The sequence below is a fragment of the Selenomonas sp. oral taxon 136 genome, from assembly GCF_001554015.1.
GTDB classification, from domain to species: domain Bacteria; phylum Bacillota; class Negativicutes; order Selenomonadales; family Selenomonadaceae; genus Centipeda; species Centipeda felix.
Genome location: NZ_CP014239.1, coordinates 152,622 through 172,066, shown reverse-complemented (window position 1 = coordinate 172,066; position 19,445 = coordinate 152,622). Strand labels below are relative to the sequence as shown.

Genomic DNA, 19,445 nt, shown 5'->3' with positions numbered 1-19,445 from the left:
CTTACACTCATTATAGAGGAAGAATGGTGCTCCCGTCAAGGCATATCGCAGAAGGCTCGAATATGTATGGATAGCAAGAGAATGGACGCGATGTTGTTTCTATAAAATAAAATCTCGATAAAATCTCGTGTCACATGGAAAAAAATCACTTCTTATGTTATACTGATTCTGCACATCCATTGACAGATGGCAGGGAGCAGATTCCCTTGATTTGGAAATTCTGCCAATGCGTGGATGTATATCATGCTACACATATTGCGGAAGGAGACTCCATTAACAATGTTTGGTCTTTTTGGTGGACACGATATGGGGATTGATCTCGGTACGGCAAACACGCTCGTTCACGTCAAAGGACGTGGGATCGTGCTGCGTGAGCCGTCCGTGGTTGCGATAAAAAGTGATACGGGGGACGTACTCGCGGTGGGCGAGGAAGCAAAGCAGATGATCGGCCGTACACCAGGCAACATTGTGGCCATTCGCCCAATGAAGGATGGCGTCATTGCAGACTTTGACGTGACGCAGGCAATGCTGAAGTACTTCATCCGCAAGGCGATGCGTTCCAAGTCGTTCGCTCGTCCGCGCGTGGTGGTCGGCGTACCCTCGGGGGTCACCGAGGTGGAGAAGCGTGCCGTCATTGATGCTGCACAGCAGGCGGGCGCGCGCGAGGCGTATCTCATCGAGGAACCGATGGCAGCAGCAATCGGTGCGGGACTTCCCGTCGAAGAAGCGACGGGGAGCATGGTCGTCGATATCGGCGGCGGCACGACGGAGATCGCCGTGATCTCGCTCGGCGGCATCGTTACGAGCCGCTCCATCCGCATCGGCGGCGATGAGATGGACTCATCCATCGTCCAGTATATTAAGCGCATGTATAACCTCATGATCGGCGAGCGTACGGCAGAGGAGATCAAGATCTCTGTCGGTACGGCGATTGTGACGCCCGATACGGATCGTACGATGGACATCCGCGGACGCGACCTCGTGAGCGGTCTGCCGAAGACGCTGACGATCCATGCCAAGGAGATCCGCGAAGCACTCAACGAGCCAATTTACAAGATCATCGATGCAGTGAAGAACACGCTTGAGAAGACACCGCCGGAACTCGCGGCGGACGTCATGGATCACGGCATTATGATGACGGGCGGCGGCGCACTCCTCATGAACCTCGACAAGCTGCTCTCGCATGAGACGGGGATGCCCGTGCTTGTCTCGGAGGATGCGCTCTCCTGTGTTGGTGAGGGGACGGGGCGCACACTTGAGAACATCGGGCTGCTCAAGAATGTCGTCATGTCCTCGAAGAAATTGAAACAATGATTGACCGACTCGAACGGGCACGGCAGTCCGGACGCAAGATCTGGGCGCTGCTCTTTGTTCTGCTTGCCCTCTTCTGCATTATTTTCTTTGCGGCACGCGGTCGATTTCAGGTTACAGCATCGACGGGGACGGTGGGCACGGTGCTCGCGCCCTTTGAGATGGCGGCGTCCTTCATTGGACAGCAGATCCAGACCGTTACGGCGAACGTATGGGAAATTGCGACGGTACATGAGCAGAACAAGATGCTCAAAAACGAAGTCGAGCAGCTGCGGCAGGAGAATACGACAGCGGCGGAGTACGCCGCTGAGAATGAACGTCTGCGCGAGCTCTTGGCCTACAAGCAGGGAGCGCATCAGTTCGATCTCCTCGCTGCACGCGTGATCGGCAGAGATGCGGAGCTGTGGACGAGTACGATTGTCGTCGACCGTGGCTCGAAGGACGGTGTGCGGGAGAATATGCCTGTGGTCACGGGCAAGGGGCTTGTCGGTCACGTGACCGAGGTCGGCCCGGTCTCCTCCAAGGTGCAGCTCATCCTCGATGCGCGCTCCTCGGTCGGTACGATCATTCAGCGGCCTGAGTCGCGTGTGACGGGCATCCTCACGGGAACGATGGATAATCCCTATATGCCGCAGATGGTCGATATCCCGCGAAATGCAGACGTAGAGGATGGCGATGCAGTCGTCACATCGGGGTTCGGCGGCATCTATCCCAAGGGGATTGCCGTTGGGCATGTCGCTGCACAGCACAGCGACGACAGCGGCCTTTTGAAGGTCGCTGTCATTGAAACGGCGGTGGACTTCCAGCGGCTTGAGGACGTCGCGATCATTACAGCGTCGCGCGAAGCGCCTCCGACGCCAATCCAGCCGACGCCCCTCAGCCCGGGGGCTGAGGCAGCGGCACAGATCTCAGCAGCACAGACAAAGGCGGCAGCACAGTGAAGAAATATCGGCTTTTTGTCCTGTTTTTCCTCGTCCTCTTTGTCCTGCAGTTTTCCTTTCTCCCGCTGATTTCCGTCTACGGTGTGGTTCCTGATCTCCTCGTTTTGGCAACCGTCTCCTTCTCCTTTTTGCGCGGCAGCGCATGGGGGGCTCTGATCGGCTTTTCGCTCGGTCTCATGCAGGATCTCAGTGCGGGCGCATTCTTTGGACTGAACGCATTTTTGCTGACACTGATCGGACTCTTCTTTGGTCGCTTTTCGGATCGCGTACTGCAGGAACAGTTCTTCTTGCCGCTCGCGGCGTCGGTTGCAGCAACACTGGCAAAGTATCTGTGCTCGGCACTGATTGTCTATTTGCTCGGCTATCGCTTCAATCTCTTCCTGCACATGGAGCGCGTGCTCTTTGTCCTACTCGTATTCCAGGTGGTCTTTGCCTATCCGATTCACTGGGCAACCTTTTACATCAGCCGGCGCATACATGAACCACAATAAGGGAGTGTATCATTGATCCCTCAGACAGTTTTCTCGGAGTGTAATTTTGAACGAACATGAAGATTTCAGCGGACGTCTGCAAGTCCTCGGCGGTGTGATCGTTCTCATCATCGCCGTTCTCATCGGGCGCGCGGCGTATCTCCAGATTTACGATGGGGAACTCTATGCAAGGCTGGCGGAGGGCAACCGCATCCGCATCATTCCGGCGGAGGCGGCGCGCGGAACATTCTTCGACCGAAACGGAGAGCTGCTGGTCACGAACCGCCCCGGCTTTACGGTATCACTCCTGCCGCTGACCGAGCCGATTTCCCCCGAGGTGATCGCGCGCGTCTCAAAGCTCATCGATGTTCCCGTTGCCGAGATTCAAAAAAAGATCGATGCTCACGTCGGCTTTGACCCCATTCGCATCAAGAATGATGTTCTGCCCGATATCGTTACCATTATCGAGGAGCAGAAGGACGACTATCCCGGTGTCGTCATCGAGGTTCTCCCCGTGCGTGACTACATATACGGCGAGTATGCGGCACACGTCTTTGGCTATGTGAGCGAGATCAATGAGATGGAGCTTGAAAAGCGAAAGGATGAGGGGTATAAATCCGGTGACATCATCGGAAAGTTCGGGCTGGAGCGTGTCTACGACAAGGAGATCCGCGGCGTCAAGGGCGGAGATCAGGTGGAGGTCGATGTATCGGGACGCCCCGTGCAGATCCTCGGACGTCAGTCCCCTGTGCCGGGCAATGACCTTGTTCTCACCATCGACAAGCACATCCAGGAGGCAGCGGAGCGCGCCGTCGATGAGCAGCTAGCCATCGTCCATGCGAATGCGGCAGCCGCCGTCGCCATGAACCCGCAGACGGGCGAGGTGCTCGCCATGGTCAGCCGCCCCGCGTTCAACCCGAATCTCTTTGCGGGCGGCATCTCCACGCAGAACTGGAATGTCCTGAACAACAACCCGTTTCACCCTATGGACAACAAGGCGATTACGGGAGAGTACCCGCCGGGCTCGACCTTTAAGATTGTCACGGGCACGGCGGCGCTCGCAGAGCACAAGGTGACGCCGCAGGAAAAGATCTTCGACTCCGGCCGCCACTGGATTATCCCCAAGACGAACGCGGGCGGCGAGGCACTTGGCTGGATCAACTTCCAGCAGGCGATGGCGCACTCGGACAACGTCTACTTCTATGAGATGGGCAACCGTCTCGGTGTCGATACACTCGAACGCTATGCGCGGATGTTCGGTCTCGGACAGCGCACGGGCATTGATCTCCCCTTTGAGGCGGAGGGACTAGTGCCGAACCGCCAGTATAAAAAGGACAACTACGAGGACGGTGACTGGTATCTCTCTGAGACCTTCGATGCGGCGATCGGACAGGGGTTTAACCTTGTAACCCCGCTTCAAGCAGCGATGGTCATGGGGGAGATTGCGGCGAACGGCAGACGCTATCAGCCGCATCTCGTTCAGCGTATTGTCGATGTCAACGGCAATACGGTGCGTGACTTTCAGCCCGTCCTGCTCTCCGAATTGGATGTCAATCCAGGGGTTATTCGTCAGGTGCAGGAGGGACTGCACGAGGTGACGAAGTTCGGTACGGCAGCCGGCGTGTTCGCTGGATTTTCGATTGATATTGCCGGTAAAACAGGGACAGCGGAGAACTCGCAGGGGCGCGACCACGGCTGGTTCGTGGCGTACGGGCCGTTTGCGAATCCGAATATTGTGGTTGCCGTGATTGTGGAGCAGGGTGGTTTTGGCTCTATGTCAGCTGTGCCGATCGGGCGCAGGATTATGGAAGCCGCCTTTGGTCTGGATCGTGAGCAGCCCGCAGGGAGCAAGTGAGGGATGGAAATGAGTGAGGAAAAGATCAAGATCAAAGGGGAGAACGGCGGCCTGTCGCTTGCCTTTCCCGCCGCCATGCCCTTTTCGGAGATCATGGAGGAACTGGGGAAGAAACTGGACTCGGGGGCTGGGTTCTTTCTGCGAGGCACGCTCGTTCGTGTTCCGCGTGATCGCTTCTCGCAGGGAGAACTCGCCGATGTGCAGGAGCTCTTTCGGACGCACGGGCTGATCTGCCGGCTGGCAAAGCCTGCGGCAGAGTCCGCGCCTGTCGCATCACCGCAGACATCTGCCCCGCAGCCGTCCGCCAAAGGGAAGGGCGAGCCAGAGCTGCAGCAGATGGTCGTTGTCGATAAGACGCTGCGCGGCGGTCAGGCGATTGAGACCGAGGGCTCAGTCATTGTTTTTGGCAACGTCAACCCCGGGGCGCAGATCACGGCGGGGGGGAGCATTGATGTGCGCGGCACATGCCGCGGCGTGATCCATGCCGGAGCAGCAGGGGACTCGACGGCATTCATCATCGCGGATCGGCTGATGCCGACCCAGATTCGCATCGCAAACTATGTGGCGCGCTCCCCGGATGAGCCCGAAGACAGCGGCAAGGCAGAGCGCGCCTATGTAAAAGACGGTCAAATCGTCATTGAACCAATAGAGAGGTAGGTTCTAAGGTATGAGTGAAATCTATGTGGTGACATCGGGTAAGGGAGGCGTCGGAAAAACGACGACGACAGCGAACATCGGCGTCGGATTTGCCATGCGCGGAAAGAGTGTCGTGCTCATTGATACCGACACGGGGCTGCGCAATCTGGATCTCCTGCTCGGACTCGAGAATCGTATCATGTACGATCTCATCGATGTGACATCGGGGCATGTGCCGTACAAAAAGGCACTTGTCCGCCACAAAAAATACGATTCACTCTACCTGCTGCCGACCTCGCAGGTCAAGGACAAGAGTGCCGTGAATCCCGAGGAGCTCGCGGCGCTCTGTGAGGATTTGCGTCGTTCCTACGATGTCATCATCATCGACTGCCCCGCAGGGATCGAGCAGGGATTCAAGACGGCGATTGTCGCCGCCGATACGGCGATCGTCGTTACCATGCCGGAGATCTCGGCGGTGCGTGATGCGGACAAGATCATCGGCGAGCTCGGACGCGCGGACAAGGAGGATATCCGCCTCGTCGTCAATCGCATCCGTCCGAAGATGATCGAAAAGGGCGATATGCTCGATATGGACGACATCGACGAGATCCTCTCGGTCACGTGCATCGGGCAGATTCCTGATGATGAGATGGTCGTGACGAGCACGAACCGTGGCGAGCCATGTGTTACGATGAAGGACTCTCCGGCGGGGCAGGCGTACCTCGATGTCGTTGCACGGCTCTGCGGCGAGGACGTTCCCTTCCGTGAGTTGGCGAAAGAGAGTCTTTGGGAAACAATCAAGGGAAAACTCTTTGGGAAGAAGTAAGGAGGCGTTGGCGTGATTGAAGCACTGAGAAAACTTCTTGGAAAGAAAGAGAGCTCAGGCGATGTGGCACGCCGTCGTCTGCAGCTGGTGATCATCAATGACCGCGCAAATGTCTCGCCTGAGATCATGGACAGCATGAGGGCAGAGATCGTGCAGGTCATTTCAAAGTATATGTATATCGACACGCGCGAGATGGAGTTCGCGCTTGAGAACGAGAATGATGCCATGGCACTCGTTGTCAACATCCCCGTTGTCAGCGTACAGCATGGCGGCGCGCATAGGGATCGGAGATGATCCTCTCAAAACGGCTTCTGCGCCGTACGGATGTCACGCTGATTCTCGCGGCTGCGGCGATTGTCGTCATGAGTCTCGTCATCATCGGCAGTGCGACCCATGTCAATACGCTGAGTGAGGAACGCTACTGGTTCGTTCAGCGGCAGGGTATCTCGATCATCGTCGATATTGCCCTCGCAGCGTTCTTGATGAACTTTGACTATAAGATCTTGCAGCGCTATGGGAATCACTTCTACGTGTTCAATCTCGTGCTGCTCATCCTCGTCATGCTCGTCGGACAGACGGCACTCGGTGCGCAGCGATGGATTGCGCTCGGTCCGATCAGCATACAGCCGTCGGAGTTCTCCAAACTCATCATGATCATCGCGCTTGCCGCCATGATCGAAAAACGCGATAAGATTGACTCCATCGTGGACCTCGTCCCCGTGGCAGCGTATGTCGGCGTTCCGTTCCTTCTCGTTCTGAAGCAGCCGGATCTCGGTACGTCGCTCGTCTTTCTGGCGATCTTTTTCGGCATGGTCTTTGCGGCGGGGATACGACTGCGCCTTTTCTTTGGCATCTTTGCCGCGGGACTTGCGGCGATGCCTGTGCTCTGGCATTTTCTCAAGGACTACCAGAAAATGCGCATCATGGTGTTCATGGATCCGAACGTCGATCCGCTCGGCGCGGGCTATCACATCATCCAATCGAAGATTGCGATTGGCTCGGGCATGCTCTTTGGAAAGGGGCTTTTCGGCGGCACACAGAGTCAGCTGAACTTCCTGCCCGAGAACCATACGGACTTTATCTTCTCCGTTGTGGGCGAGGAACTCGGCTTCGTTGGCTGCACGGTTCTGCTCCTCCTCTATCTCATCGTCCTCTGGCGCGGGATACGGATCGCGCAGAATGCGAGTGATACGTTCGGACGGCTGCTCGCGGTCGGCATCACATCGATGATCGCCTTCCATGTCCTCGTCAACGTGGGCATGACGATGGGCATTATGCCCGTCACGGGCATACCGCTGCCGCTCATGAGCTACGGTGTCAGCTCATTGACGACCAACATCATGGCGATTGCCATCCTGCTGAACATCCAGCTGCGGCGACAAAAGCTACTCTTTTAAGGAATCGCTGATAAAATGAGGTCTGCCAGATTGACGTAGATTTTTTGTCCGATTGAGGCAGCAAACCGGACGCATAGCAAAGGCTATGTGGAGGATTTGCTAACGAAAAGCGGGTGAAAAAGATGCGTTAAGATGGTAGTGCCGAATTTATCAGTGCTTCCTTAAGGAGTTATTGACTCTGTAGACACTTCGGGGCTGTCTGCCTTCGTGCAGCGCAGCCCCCTTTTCTTGTGAACGACACAATGTGGGGGATAGGAAATGGTACATCTCGATCACAGCATGCTCCAGTCGGTGCTGAAGCCTGCGCGCTATACGGGGGGCGAGTGGAACGCCGTCCACAAGGACTGGGACAGCGTTCGCTGCAAATTTGCCTTGGCTCTGCCCGACGTCTACGAGGTCGGCATGAGCAATCTCGGACTCGCCATCCTCTACGAGATTCTAAATCGCCGTGCGGATCTTGCGGCAGAACGTGTCTACGCTCCGTGGATCGATATGGAGGAGGAGATGCGTGCACGCGGGATACCTCTCTTTTCACTGGAATCTCGCCATGCGGTTCGTGCCTTTGACTTCATCGGCTTCTCTCTCCAATACGAGATGATCTACTCGAATGTGCTGAATATGCTCGATCTGGCGGGTATTCCACTGTATGCAGAGGAGCGCGGTGAGGACATGCCGTTCATCGTCGGCGGCGGTCCATGCGTTTACAACGTCGAGCCGATTGCCGACTTCTTCGACTTCTTCGTCATTGGCGAGGGGGAAGAGGTACTGCCCGAGATCTGCGACTGCTTTATCCGGTGGAATGCAGCGGGCAGACCGAGCGGACGGCGTGGGTTCTTGACCCAGCTGCTTCGTGTGGACGGCATCTATGTGCCGTCGTTCTATGCACCCGTCTACGATGCACGAGGGGATTTCGTGCGCATGGATGCGCTTCACCCCGATGCGCGCCCCGTAATCTACAAGCGCGTCGTGAAGGATATGAACGATGCGGTCTCGGCAGAACATCCCATCGTCCCCTACATGGACATCGTGCACAACCGTGCCATGCTTGAGCTCTTTCGTGGGTGTTCACGCGGCTGTCGCTTCTGTCAGGCAGGCATCGCCTATCGCCCCGCGCGTGAGCGCACGGAGAAGCGTCTGCGCAAGATGGCGCATGGGATGATTTCCTCCAGTGGCTATGATGAGATGAGCCTAACCTCACTCTCCTCGGCGGACTATTCGGGGCTTGGCTGTCTGGTGGATGATCTCATCGGTGACTATCGGGACGAGAAGGTCAGCGTCTCCCTTCCGTCCCTGCGCATTGACAGCTTTTCAGTGGAGCTTGCCCAGAAGGTACAGCGCGTGCGCAAGTCCGGACTGACCTTCGCGCCTGAGGCGGGGACGCAGCGTCTGCGCGATGTCATCAATAAAGGGGTGACGGAGGAGGATCTGCTCACGGCGTGTGGGGCGGCATTCCGCCACGGGTGGAAGCAGGTGAAGCTCTACTTTATGATGGGACTGCCGACGGAGACGGATGAGGACATCATCGGAATCGCCCGCCTCGCGAAGAAGGTCGTCGATCTCTATACGGAGATTCGCGGACGGCGTGGGTGCAAGGTCACCGTCTCCGTCTCCTGTTTCGTGCCGAAACCGTACACACCATTTCAGTGGTTCGGGCAGCTCTCGATGGAGGAGTTTCAGCGCCGTCAGCAACTTCTGAAGGAGCATATCGCGGATCGTGCCATTACGTTCCACTATCACGACGCACGGCTCTCCGTGATCGAGGGGATTTTTGCGCGCGGCGACCGACGCCTTGCGCCAGCGCTGTACGCTGCATGGAAACGTGGGGCAAAGTTTGACGGCTGGTCGGATCTTTTCGACGATGCACACTATTTCGCCGCATTTGCGGACTGCGGCATCGACTGGACGTATTACAGCCGCCGCACGCGCACGATCGGTGAACCGCTGCCGTGGGCGCACACCTCGCCCGGCGTGCTCGAACGCTATCTGAAAACGGAGTGGCAGAAGGCACTCACAGCGTCTCTTACGGAGGACTGCCGCCGCACGCACTGTACGGGCTGCGGGATTTGTCCGACGCTCGGCGTCGATGTGATCGACTATGCCGGCGAGGAAGAACGGCAGGAAAAGCATGGGGAAACGGGTGTGACTGCCGATCCTGCACTGCAGGAGAGTACGCCGCAGGAACGCACGACCGTACGCTATCGCGGACTCATCACGAAGGGGGAGGAGCTGCGCTACGTCTCCCATCTCGACTATGCAAACCTCTTTGTCCGCGCGTGCAAGCGCGCAGGGCTTCCCATGGCATATTCAGAGGGCTTTAACCCACACATGAAGGTCGCCTTTGCCTCGGCGCTCTCGTTGGGCGCAGCGAGCGATGCGGAGTATGTGGACTTTGAGATGACCGAGGAACTGCCGCCCCATGAGGTCATGCAGCGGCTGCGTGCTCAGCTCCCGCGCGGGGCGGAGATCATCCGCCTGCGCCTTCAGGAGGGGAAACACCGCGCTCTGATGGCAGAGGTGGATGAGGCACGCTATCGGCTCAAGATCCCCTACGAAGGAGAGCTCGCACCCGTACGTGAGAGCGTATGCCGCTACAACAGTGCCGCGCACGCCGTATGGGAGCGTGTGACCCCGAAGAAGCGCCGCAGCATTGAGACGAAGGAATACATAAAGGCACCCATTTCGTTTCAGTACGAAAATGGATGCCTCATTCTCTGGATGAATCTTCTTGTCACTCCTGCGGGCAGTGTAAAGCCCATCGAGGTGCTCAGCGTGATGGCGCGGGACTTTGCTCTGCCGATCGATCCTGCCAAGGCATACGTGACGCGCACGGGACTCTTTGCGGAGGGAGCAGCGCTCATCGACCGCTAAGACGGCAGTGCTGAGTTTATCCGTACTTCCACTTCCCTATACCTCCTAATGGCGCGGGCACAGGATAAGAGCCTGCATCTTCGCATCCTCCGCTGTCCGCACGTCAATCATTCCCTGTGCCTGCATTGTGTCCAGCACGATGGCCTGTCGCTTCTTCGCTGCGATGAAGTTCACGAATGGTGAGACCTCGGACGGTGCATTCGGAACGCCTGCGAGCATGGATGCCTCGGGCAGATCGAGTGCCGCGGGAGATTTTCCAAAGTACCCGTCAGATGCCGCCTGTACGCCGTAAAATCCGCCGCCGTAGTAGACGACATTCAGATACATCTCGAGGATCTCCTCCTTTGAGCAGGCGATCTCGATGTCGAGGGCAAGCAGAAGCTCCTCGGCTTTACGTGCAAAGGTCTGCTCGCTGCCGAAGAAAAGGTTCTTCACCAGCTGCTGTGTGATCGTGCTCGCCCCCTCTTCGATGCGCCCGTGTTGGATGTTGACGAGGGTCGCGCGTGCCACCCCCGTCATGTCGAATCCATGATGCTCATAGAAACGGCGATCCTCTACGGCGACGATGGCATGCTGCAGATCGGGGGCAATGTGTCCGATGGGGACGTAGTCCGCACGGTCAAGACGCGCATCGATGGCGCGTCGTACAAAGAGCACGCGCAGAATCCGATCGGCCGCATCCGGCTCGCGGATCTCATGCAGCTGATTCGCAGGCTTTTGATGTTCCGCCTCGGGCAGCAGCGCACCGAGCTCCTGCCATGTATGTGGAGCGAAGAAGAACGTCCCCGCGCAGACGAGAAGCAGTATAGGAATCAGTATCATGAAAAAACGCCCGAGGGAAAGGGGCGTTTTTTTTCTGCGTGATGGCTTCTTTCGCTCGCTGCTTCTCCGCCGCGTTTTCCTGCGGCGCGGCATTTCTTCAATCGTGTCGTTCATGTCCTGCATTTGGTATCGTCACTTTCAAAATATATTGTTCGGATCTCATCCCGCATCTCCTTTAGATTTGATGGAAGCAGGCGGATGTTGTAGCCGATAAAGACGGGGGAGGTGGCAAAGCGCGGCAGAATCTTGATGAAGATATCCGCGCCGTCATGGTAGAAGAAAATATTATAGCTGTCATTGCGCCGCCGGATAAAATCCACGGCAATCTGTATGTAGTCGGCAATCACATCGGTTGCACGCACATTCCGCGGGATAATATTGAGCTCGCGAAAGCCGACGCGCGGATGCGTGGAGAGCGTGAACGTCACGCCGTCCGTTTCGTCAATCGTCAGTCCCTCAAACTCCTCACGGGAGAAGGCAAGCTCCGGACGAAAATGGGGGAAGCCGACGAGCTGCATGTGCGGGTGGCGGATCGTTCCGCCTGAGTACGGACCGTAGTTCTTGAAAAAGAGCACTGTATCGTATGCGCCGCTCTCGCGCATCTTCTTCCAGTGCCGCATGCCGAAGGCAATGAGGCGGCGGATATGCGCCTTGGAATACTCGGGAATATCGGCATAACAGTCTGCCCCCTCGATGAGGACGAATTGGTCGGCTTCCTCAATCACATTGTATTTATTTTTGAGCAGGATGATGTCGCCGTCCCTTTCGATGATGCCCGTCAGTTTTGACGTGTCGCAGAACGGGCAGGGAACATTGCTGTGCAGGATATTCTCAGGCTTTTGCCGTCCGATGCTGACATTGAAATGTGCAAGGTTGATTTCCATGGTACCGCTCCAAATCACTGCCATAGTGTTGACTTCTCCATTATATATCAAAGTGCAGTTTTTCTGAATATATTTATCAAATATTTTGCAGAGACGCCGCAATTTGTCTGCGGCTTCATGCTATAATGAAGGATATGCAGAAAGTAGGATGAAGCAGCTATGAGAATTGACCTTGTGACGCTCTTTCCCGCGATGTTTGCGGGCGTATTTGGCAGCAGCATCATCGGACGCGCAGTGCAGCGCGGGCTCATCGACATCCACTATACAGATTTTCGCGACTACGCGGCGGATAAGCATCATCATGTGGATGATACGCCGTGCGGCGGCGGGGCAGGCATGGTGCTGAAGCCTGAGCCTTTGTACGCCGCCGTGCGCGACGTGTACGGGAAGACTGCTGCGTATGCGGAACACCGCTGTACGATCATCTTCGATCCCGCAGGGGAGGTGTTTACCCAGCGTGCAGCAAAGGAACTCGCATCGTATGAGCAGCTGGTGCTCATCTGCGGACACTATGAGGGCTTTGACGCGCGAATCTATGATCTCGCAGATCGACTGATCTCCGTTGGCGATTTTGTCCTGACGGGCGGGGAGATTCCTGCTATGCTGACCGTGGACGCTACGGCGCGGATGCTGCCGGGCGTGCTCGGTGATGCCGCATCCGCCGCAACAGACTCCTTCTTCGATGGGCTGCTCGGCTATCCGCAGTACACACACCCACGTGACTTCGAGGGCAAAGCTGTCCCCGACGTCCTCCTCTCGGGCAATCATGCAGAGATCGCCCGCTGGCGGCGCGAACAGGCACTTCTCACGACACTGCGGCATCGCCCTGAGCTCCTCGCACGCGTCACGCTGTCACAGGCAGATCGTGATTTTTTAGAGCAGCAGACGAAAACAAAAGAAAATAAAGAATTTTTGCGTGAATCTCCAGAAAATGCTATAATGGACTCGATTTGATCTGTCTTGTTTCTATGCCCGATAGGGGGAACGCGCTGTGACACAGTTTGATAAACGAAATCTATCCATGATGATGGATTTCTACGAAATGACCATGTCCTATGGATATTTTCATCAGCCGAACCGCGATGTTCGCGTGGCGTTCGATCTCTTTTTCCGTTCCGTCCCCGACAAGGGGGGATACGCCATCTTTGCGGGGCTTCAGCACGTCATCGAGTTCGTGGAGAATCTCTCCTTCTCCGATGCGGACATTGCCTATTTCCGCAAACAGAACCTTTTCTCCGAGGAATTCCTGGACTTCTTGCGCGGTTTCCACTTCCGCGGCGATATCTACGCCATGCCTGAGGGAACGATCATCTATCCGAATGAGCCGCTCCTGACGATTGTTGCACCGATCATCGACGCACAGCTTGTGGAGACGGCGATCCTCGCGCAGATCAACCATCAGTCCCTCGTCGCGACAAAGGCGTCGCGCATCGTGCGTGCCGCCGAGGGGCGCAAAGTTGCGGACTTCGGTGCGCGGCGCGCGCATAATATGGACGCGGCAACCTATGGGGCACGCGCGGCGTACATCGGCGGCATCGACATGACGGCGACGGTCTCGGCAGGGCAGCAGTTTAATATTCCCATCTCGGGCACTATGGCGCACAGCTGGGTCATGTTCTTCAAGGATGAGTACACGGCGTTCAAACAATATGCAGAGATCTACCCACAGGCCACCGTCCTCCTCGTCGACACCTACGATGTGCTTCACTCGGGTATCCCAAACGCCATCCGTATCGCCCGTGAGGTTCTCGCGCCGCAGGGACATCGTCTCGCAGGCGTGCGTGTGGACTCGGGCGACCTCGCCTATCTCTCGAAGCGCATTCGACAAATGCTCGATAAGGCGGGGCTGGAGGACTGCAAGATTATCCTCTCGAACAGCCTCGATGAGTTCACCATCTCATCCCTCCTCCTGCAGGGCGCACGCGTGGACAGTTTCGGTGTCGGCGAACGGCTCATCACAGCAAAGTCCGACCCTGTCTTTGGCGCCGTGTATAAGCTTGTTGCTGTGGAGGAGAACGGAATCTTTCAGCCGCGCATCAAGATGTCAGAGAATGTCGAGAAACTGACGAATCCGGGACTGAAGGATCTCTACCGCATCTATGACCGTCACGGCAAGGCGGTCGCAGATATGATTGCAGTGCAGGGTGAACCGGTCGACCTCACGCAGCCGTTCCGCTATGTTGATCCGCGTAAGCCATGGAAAAACCGCTTCTTCGAGGGTGGTTCGGCGGTGAACCTGCGCCGTCTCTATGTCAGGGATGGGGAGCGGGTCGAGGAGCTGCCGCCCTTGGAGGAGATTCGCGCATATGTGCGCCGTCAGCTGGCGGAGGAGATCTGGCCGGAGGAACAGCGGTTTGAGAATCCGCATCGGCACTATCTCGATACGACGCCGAATTACTACGAGCTGAAGATGGGACTGCTCGAAGAGGTGCGCGGGAAGCACAGCTGACGGGAAAGATAAGAGGGATGCACGTGATTACGGGGAAAACAAAAATACTGGGGGTGATCGGTGCGCCGATTGCACACAGTTTATCGCCGATCATACAGAATGCGGCACTGCATGAGGCAGGATTGGACTATGTTTATACGGCGTTTCCCGTGCACCGCGAGGCACTCGCCTCGGCGGTATGCGGACTGCGCGACGCGGGTGTGGCAGGGTTCAACGTTACGATTCCGTTCAAGACAGAGATTATGCCGCTCCTCGATGTGCTGAGCGAGGATGCACAGCGGATTCGGGCGGTCAATACCGTCGTGATTGCATCAGACGGGACAATGACAGGGCACAATACGGATGTAACAGGCTTTATGGCAGGCTTTGCCGCGTGTGGGATTGGGCTTGCGGGAAAACGCACTGTCCTCATCGGCGCGGGCGGTGCAGCACGTGCCGCCCTCTGGGGACTCCTGCGCAGCGGCGTATCCTCTGTGTGCATCGGTGTGCGGAATCTCGCAAAAGGCAAGGCGCTCTGCACCGACTTTGCGGCAGACGGCACACTTGCCGTGTACTGCTTTGACGATCCGCACTTTCGGGATGTGCTTTGTACGGCAGACATTGTCGTGCAGACCACGCCGATCGGCATGAGCCCGCAGACGGATGCAATGCCGCCTGTGGATCCTGCGGCAATCAGCCCGTCTGCCGCCGTCTACGATCTTATCTATACCCCTGCTGAGACCGCATTTCTCCGTGCGGCAGCAGCGCATGGCTGCACGACGATCAACGGTGAGACCATGCTTGTCATGCAGGGCGCGGAGGCATTCTATCTCTGGACGGGCGTCCGTCCGAACACCGATCTCATGCAGCGCGCTTTGCGCGAGGAACTTATACGTAGAGCCTAGGGAAGATCAGTAATTCTCTCGATCAAAATGATTTGCGTGGTGTGCTCGATGCTTTCATTGAGCACACTATTTTTGTCTTGTCGATGCGATGCGTTCCTCGTGTTGTATGGATAATTTAATCGTTTTATCCCTCGACGAAATAAGATGAAACAGGTTATCATAATCCTTGTCAATATAGTATGATTTCCATTTATCATAATGTATGGAGGGGCTTTGCATTGACGCTTAGGGATGGGAAGACAGGGATGACCTTGATGGTTCTGCATATTGACGACTCTCCGCTCAAGTAGCGGCTCATGTCGATGGGGCTAATTCTTGGAACGAAGGTGACGGTTCTGCGTTCCGCGCCGCTTGGCGACCCGATGGCCATTGGGATTCGGTCGTACAATCTTGCGCTGCGCCGCGCGGATGCGGCGCTCGTATCTGTCGAGCAGGTCGGATGAGGAGGAGGGAAAGATGTCAGCACTAGCAGTCGCCCTGACGGGAAATCCGAATACGGGGAAATCGACGATATTCAATGCGCTGACGGGCGCACGTCAGAAGATCGGCAACTGGCCCGGTGTTACGCTCGACAAGAAGGTCGGCCATGCGCACTACAAGGGGCGCGCGATCTCAATTGTTGATCTTCCGGAAACGTACAGCATCAATGCGCGTTCTCCCGAGGACAAGATCGTCATCGACTATCTGACGGATACGAAGCTGGATCTCGTTCTGGATGTCGTGGACAGTTCAAATATTGAGCGCAATCTGTTTCTCACCGTTCAGCTTCTCGAAAAGGGGATTCCGCTCCTCATCGATCTCAATATGCAGGACGATGCGGAGCGACGTGGGATCCGGATTGATACGGCGAAGCTTGAGGAAGCGCTTGGGATGCCCGTGGTGAAGACGACGGGGCGCAGCAGCAAGAGTACGAAGCATCTCCTCGATGTCTTTACGAATACGGTGATGGCAAACTATCGGCCGAGCAAGCGCGTAGAGGAGCATATCGCAAAGATACGCGCCATTGAGGAGAGTGCGCGCTCGGAACTGGAGAAGGAGGAGGCGGTCATCGAGGCGCGCTATGCCCTCATCGACCAAGTGGTGGCGTATGCAGTGACAACACAGAATGTCGGTATGACGCGTTCGGAGAAGATCGATTGCGTACTGGCGAATGGTGTGTTCGCACTCCCGATCTTCCTCCTAATCCTTTACGCCGTATTTCAGATTACATTCACATGGATCGGGTAGCCGATTGCGGATGCGCTTGAGGCGCTGATCAACGATGGCCTCCTGCATTTCGTAAAGGATGCCCTTGTCTCAGTGGGCGTTGCGGACTGGATGGTCTCACTCGTCACGGACGGGGTTATCTCGGGCGTTGGCTCGGTGCTGACGTTTGTTTCGCTCATCTTCGTTCTGTTCTTCTGCCTTTCGTTCCTCGATGGTACGGGCTATATGGCGCGTATTGCGTTCATCATGGATCCGATCATGCATCGCTGTGGTCTGACGGGAAAGGGCATCATGCCGCTGATGATGGGGGTCGGCTGTGCCGTGCCCTCCCATCGGTCATCCTCTGGGTCATGTCGAATTATAACTTCAGTGGCCCGTGCGAGATCGAGGACAGCATCCTCGCTGTGCTCGGTGGCTGGATGTCGCATCTCTTTGCGTTCCAAGGGTTCGCGTCGTGGGAGGCGGGCGCTGCGGTTCTCTCGGGCATTATGGCAAAGGAGACGGTCGTCGCCACGATCGGCATTCTCTATGGTGCGGGCGATGTCTCGACCGAGGCGGCGGATGCTGCCAATACGGCATCGACGATGCTCCAGACGGGGATGGGCGCGGCGTTCACGAGCCTTTCAGCATTTGCCTTCATGGTGTTCTCACAGCTCTACACGCCATGCGTTACGTCCCTCGGTACGATCAAGAAGGAGACAGGCAAGTGGAAGTGGGTTGCGTTCTCTGCCTTCTATATGTTTGCGATTGCATGGTTTGTTTCGCTTCTTGTGTATCAGATTGGCAGAGTGCTTGGATTTTGATGTCCGCCACAAGAGAAAGGGATTTGTATGGCAACCTATATCGTCGGTGCATTCGCAGCGGCTGCATTTTTCTTCGCCGTGCGCCATGTCTATCGGAACTTCCGCACGGGGAAGGAGGACTGCTGCGGCAGCAGCTGCTCATCCTGCAAAGAGCATGAGCCGTGCTGTCACGAGGTTGGGATGCACGAAAATAGAAATCACGGATGATTTCGTGATTCCGAATCATATCTATGGAAAAGAGCCCCATGCGTCTAATGCGATGCATGGGGCTTTCTTCTGCTGTGAGAGATGTATGCCATCTCGTTCCGTGCTCTTTTTGGATGGATGACGCTATAGGTGCTCTGGAATCCTCCACATAGCCCTCGCTATGCGTCCGGTTTGCTGCCTTAAAAATATCTACACCAGTCGGGTGTACCTCATTTTATCAGTGAGTTCTTAATTATTTTTTGACGAAAGTGGGAGATTAGCACGTCCTTTGTAGATATATGAATAATGAATTGAAATGAATGTTTCAACATTGACAAAATGAATTCGTCATGTTAAAGTTTTATTCGAAATTGATAATCTATATCTTCCTATGGAGAGCATTTAAGGAATTAGGGATAAAGCGAGATTTATCTATGATACATAAAGAGGTGAGCTGTGCCACTGAAAGAATACCTGGACCGTTTATCGGACGAGAAGAGAACAGCACTGATCGGACGTAAAACATCCGATGTAAGGCACGCGGCGTTTACAGAGAAGCGTGTTGTTCATGCAGGCCTCTCCGGAAGACTGATTGCACCGGAGGAATATCAGAACGTTTGGCATCGTGCCATGCGTATGCCGCCGGATGGTGAACGTACGTATACCGTTTATATTCATATCCCTTTCTGCCAAACGAAGTGTTTATATTGTGGATTTTATCAAAATGCAAGCCGCCAAGAGATCGAAGACGTGTATATCGATGATCTCATTGCGGAAATCGAACGCGATGCAGCGATGCCGCACCTAAAAAACGCTAACATCAAAAGCATCTTTATTGGCGGCGGGACACCGTCCTCGCTTTCTGTGGGGAATGCGGCACGTTTGCTTGCAGCGATACGGGAGAATTTGAATTTATGCACAGATTATGAACTGACTTTCGAGGGACGTATACATGACCTTGTCCCCGAGCGGATTGAGACATGGTTATCAGGCGGCGTAAACCGGATATCACTTGGCGTTCAGTCTTTTGACACCATACTCCGTCGCCGTGTCGGGCGCATTGAGCCGCGTGAAGAGGTCCTTGCACGGCTGACACTTTTGAAGCGCTGGGATGTGACGGTCATTGTTGACATGATCTATGGGCTTCCGGGGCAGACGCTCGATCTGTGGATGAAGGACATCGCAACCCTTTTGGAAGCCTCGATCGATGGAATGGATCTATACCAACTCAACGTATTTCCGCATGGAGATCTCGCACGTGCTGTCCAGGCGGGGCGGGTACCGCCCTGCGCAGATATTGCAGGACAGGCGGATCTCTATCATGCGGCACGCGACTTCCTGACGACACATGGCATCGAGCGGCTGAGCCTCTGTCATTGGCGCCGTGACCCGCGTGAGCGCAGTTTATACAATACACTGGCGAAGACGGGAGCAGTCGTATATCCATTTGGCTGTGGGGCAGGCGGGAATGTAGGTGGGATCTCCTTTATGCATCACCGCAGCATTGAGGTGTATCACGAGGCCATTGCACGCGGAGAGAAACCCATCATGATGATGGAGCAACAGAAGCCGAAAAAATTGCGCAGTGTGTCCAACGAGATCATTGCAGGGCTTGAAAAAGGATTCGTTGATTTGCATCGGCTCACGAGCCTCGACACGAGGCTGGAAGAACTTCGCATATTGCTGTGCATCTGGCGGAAAAATGGGTTGATGTATGAGGAAAACGACCTGTATCACCTGACCGCAGATGGGGAGTTTTGGTATGTCAGCATGACGCAGTCTATGGTTGAGTGTGCAGAAATACTCATGTGCGCATAAACAACAGCGTGGAGGATCGAACAGGGGAGTCGTTGAGATTCTTGCCGTGAATCACGGAGGGGCGGCTGACGGTGCAGATAGACAAAGAG

16 protein-coding genes and 2 pseudogenes are annotated in these 19,445 nt (G+C 55.8%); 16 read left to right on the top strand and 2 right to left on the bottom strand.

Annotated elements, in window-relative coordinates; genetic code table 11:
• The first annotated feature begins 279 nt into the window (after positions 1-279).
• The 9 genes from AXE86_RS00810 to AXE86_RS00770 all read left to right on the top strand — a co-directional run bounded on the left by AXE86_RS00810 (position 280) and on the right by AXE86_RS00770 (position 10,304).
• Entirely contained in the window at positions 280-1,314 is a 1,035-nt protein-coding gene (locus AXE86_RS00810) for a rod shape-determining protein (protein ID WP_061943632.1), read from the top strand.
• Positions 1,311-2,252 carry a rod shape-determining protein MreC gene (gene mreC / locus AXE86_RS00805; protein WP_061943629.1) on the top strand — a complete coding sequence of 314 codons (942 nt, stop codon included), beginning with the start codon at positions 1,311-1,313 and terminating at the stop codon, positions 2,250-2,252. Before AXE86_RS00810 ends, mreC begins: the two co-directional genes overlap by 4 nt.
• Positions 2,249-2,743, top strand: a complete 495-nt coding sequence (gene mreD, locus AXE86_RS00800; protein WP_061943625.1) for a rod shape-determining protein MreD — start codon at positions 2,249-2,251, stop codon at positions 2,741-2,743. The genes mreC and mreD overlap by 4 nt, the downstream gene beginning before the upstream one ends.
• A 46-nt stretch (positions 2,744-2,789) precedes the next feature.
• Positions 2,790-4,577, top strand: coding sequence for a penicillin-binding protein 2 (gene mrdA / locus AXE86_RS00795; RefSeq protein WP_061943622.1), 1,788 nt, complete (start codon positions 2,790-2,792; stop codon positions 4,575-4,577).
• 9 nt (positions 4,578-4,586) lie between these two features.
• On the top strand, positions 4,587-5,234 hold the full coding sequence (gene minC / locus AXE86_RS00790) for a septum site-determining protein MinC (protein ID WP_050344266.1): 648 nt from the start codon (positions 4,587-4,589) through the stop codon (positions 5,232-5,234).
• A 10-nt stretch (positions 5,235-5,244) separates the two neighbouring features.
• The gene (minD, locus tag AXE86_RS00785) at positions 5,245-6,039 is read left to right on the top strand and encodes a septum site-determining protein MinD (RefSeq protein ID WP_061943618.1); all 795 of its coding nucleotides are present in this window, start codon (positions 5,245-5,247) and stop codon (positions 6,037-6,039) included.
• Between the two features lie 12 nt (positions 6,040-6,051).
• Entirely contained in the window at positions 6,052-6,333 is a 282-nt protein-coding gene (gene minE, locus AXE86_RS00780; RefSeq protein ID WP_061943615.1) for a cell division topological specificity factor MinE, read from the top strand.
• The gene (gene rodA, locus AXE86_RS00775; RefSeq protein WP_009442583.1) at positions 6,330-7,436 is read left to right on the top strand and encodes a rod shape-determining protein RodA; all 1,107 of its coding nucleotides are present in this window, start codon (positions 6,330-6,332) and stop codon (positions 7,434-7,436) included. Before minE ends, rodA begins: the two co-directional genes overlap by 4 nt.
• Positions 7,437-7,694: 258 nt before the next feature.
• Entirely contained in the window at positions 7,695-10,304 is a 2,610-nt protein-coding gene (locus AXE86_RS00770; protein ID WP_061943612.1) for a TIGR03960 family B12-binding radical SAM protein, read from the top strand.
• 45 nt (positions 10,305-10,349) lie between these two features.
• On the opposite strand, the gene AXE86_RS00765 is transcribed toward AXE86_RS00770, so the two are convergent.
• Positions 10,350-11,249: a transglycosylase domain-containing protein gene (locus tag AXE86_RS00765; RefSeq protein WP_083501136.1), complete on the bottom strand. Its 900-nt coding sequence runs from the start codon at positions 11,247-11,249 to the stop codon at positions 10,350-10,352.
• Positions 11,237-12,010, bottom strand: coding sequence for a DUF4931 domain-containing protein (locus AXE86_RS00760; protein ID WP_061946903.1), 774 nt, complete (start codon positions 12,008-12,010; stop codon positions 11,237-11,239). The genes AXE86_RS00765 and AXE86_RS00760 overlap by 13 nt, the downstream gene beginning before the upstream one ends.
• Before the next feature lie 159 nt (positions 12,011-12,169).
• On the opposite strand from AXE86_RS00760, the gene trmD reads away from it, so the two are divergent.
• From trmD to hutW, 7 genes and pseudogenes are all read left to right on the top strand, one after another.
• Positions 12,170-12,964 (top strand): tRNA (guanosine(37)-N1)-methyltransferase TrmD, encoded by a 795-nt coding sequence (gene trmD / locus AXE86_RS00755; protein ID WP_061943609.1) that lies wholly within the window; start codon positions 12,170-12,172, stop codon positions 12,962-12,964.
• Positions 12,965-13,001: 37 nt separating this feature from the next.
• On the top strand, positions 13,002-14,459 hold the full coding sequence (locus tag AXE86_RS00750; RefSeq protein WP_061943606.1) for a nicotinate phosphoribosyltransferase: 1,458 nt from the start codon (positions 13,002-13,004) through the stop codon (positions 14,457-14,459).
• Between the two features lie 17 nt (positions 14,460-14,476).
• On the top strand, positions 14,477-15,343 hold the full coding sequence (locus tag AXE86_RS00745; RefSeq protein ID WP_061943603.1) for a shikimate dehydrogenase: 867 nt from the start codon (positions 14,477-14,479) through the stop codon (positions 15,341-15,343).
• A gap of 218 nt (positions 15,344-15,561) precedes the next feature.
• Positions 15,562-15,786 (top strand): annotated as a pseudogene (locus tag AXE86_RS00740) (FeoA family protein).
• Between the two features lie 13 nt (positions 15,787-15,799).
• Positions 15,800-17,352, top strand: a pseudogene (gene feoB / locus AXE86_RS00735) (ferrous iron transport protein B).
• 27 nt (positions 17,353-17,379) lie between these two features.
• Positions 17,380-17,559, top strand: coding sequence for a FeoB-associated Cys-rich membrane protein (locus AXE86_RS00730; RefSeq protein WP_061943600.1), 180 nt, complete (start codon positions 17,380-17,382; stop codon positions 17,557-17,559).
• Positions 17,560-17,994: 435 nt separating this feature from the next.
• Positions 17,995-19,356, top strand: a complete 1,362-nt coding sequence (gene hutW, locus AXE86_RS00725; RefSeq protein WP_061943597.1) for a heme anaerobic degradation radical SAM methyltransferase ChuW/HutW — start codon at positions 17,995-17,997, stop codon at positions 19,354-19,356.
• Positions 19,357-19,445: the final 89 nt, after the last annotated feature.

What these genes read in the sequence shown, in the direction of transcription:
- AXE86_RS00810 (WP_061943632.1), top strand. Translation starts at nt 280, where the DNA reads ATGTTTGGTCTTTTTGGTGGACACGATATGGGGATTGATCTCGGTACG.
- mreC (WP_061943629.1), top strand. Translation starts at nt 1,311, where the DNA reads ATGATTGACCGACTCGAACGGGCACGGCAGTCCGGACGCAAGATCTGG.
- minC (WP_050344266.1), top strand. Translation starts at nt 4,587, where the DNA reads ATGAGTGAGGAAAAGATCAAGATCAAAGGGGAGAACGGCGGCCTGTCG.
- minD (WP_061943618.1), top strand. Translation starts at nt 5,245, where the DNA reads ATGAGTGAAATCTATGTGGTGACATCGGGTAAGGGAGGCGTCGGAAAA.
- rodA (WP_009442583.1), top strand. Translation starts at nt 6,330, where the DNA reads ATGATCCTCTCAAAACGGCTTCTGCGCCGTACGGATGTCACGCTGATT.
- AXE86_RS00770 (WP_061943612.1), top strand. Translation starts at nt 7,695, where the DNA reads ATGGTACATCTCGATCACAGCATGCTCCAGTCGGTGCTGAAGCCTGCG.
- AXE86_RS00765 (WP_083501136.1), bottom strand. Translation starts at nt 11,249, where the DNA reads ATGCAGGACATGAACGACACGATTGAAGAAATGCCGCGCCGCAGGAAA.
- AXE86_RS00760 (WP_061946903.1), bottom strand. Translation starts at nt 12,010, where the DNA reads ATGGAAATCAACCTTGCACATTTCAATGTCAGCATCGGACGGCAAAAG.
- trmD (WP_061943609.1), top strand. Translation starts at nt 12,170, where the DNA reads ATGAGAATTGACCTTGTGACGCTCTTTCCCGCGATGTTTGCGGGCGTA.
- AXE86_RS00745 (WP_061943603.1), top strand. Translation starts at nt 14,477, where the DNA reads ATGCACGTGATTACGGGGAAAACAAAAATACTGGGGGTGATCGGTGCG.
- AXE86_RS00730 (WP_061943600.1), top strand. Translation starts at nt 17,380, where the DNA reads ATGGCAACCTATATCGTCGGTGCATTCGCAGCGGCTGCATTTTTCTTC.